The organism is Vibrio sp. 378 (assembly GCF_033339435.1).
Genome location: NZ_JAWOUO010000867.1, coordinates 1 through 585, shown reverse-complemented (window position 1 = coordinate 585; position 585 = coordinate 1). Strand labels below are relative to the sequence as shown.

Annotated in this window: 1 protein-coding gene; it reads left to right on the top strand. The window is 49.2% G+C overall.

Translation table 11 applies throughout. The annotated features are described in order from the left end of the window. A partial coding sequence (locus R7Q48_RS29305) for a branched-chain amino acid transport system II carrier protein (RefSeq protein WP_318133873.1) occupies positions 1 to 585 on the top strand: 585 nt, incomplete at both ends.

Below are 585 nucleotides of genomic sequence, written 5' to 3'. Positions count from 1 at the left end.
TTGCAGAAGGTCTGACGCAAGGGTACATGACGATGGATGCGTTGGGCTCAATTGGCTTTGGTTGGATCATTTTCCGTGCCATCCGCAGCATGGGAGTGGACTGCCCGAGAGCAACGGCGAAATACACTCTAATTGCAGCCTTAATGTACGCTGTCGCGATGGCGTTTGTTTACATTTCGTTGTCTTACATCGGTTCCACTAGCTCTTACTTAGGTTCAGAGTTTAGCAATGGTGGCGATATTTTAACGGCGTTCACCTTCAACCACTTTGGTGCGTTTGGCTCTGTGTTGTTGGGTGCAGTCATGGTATTAGCCTGTTTAACCACAGCGATTGGCGTAACAACCGCAGGCAGCGAGTTCTATGACAACACCTTTAGCGAAGTGAACTACAAAAGCTGTGTCGTCATCACCATGGTACTGTCAGGCTTTATCGCCAACATCGGTTTAGAGCAGCTATTGGCAATCACTTTCCCTGCGGTTGTGGCACTTCATCCTGTGGCGATTGCTTTGATGATGATGGCGCCCGCTCGCAACAAAATGTCTCAGTTCATGTTGGTGCTTACCGCGTTCACCGCACTAGCATTTG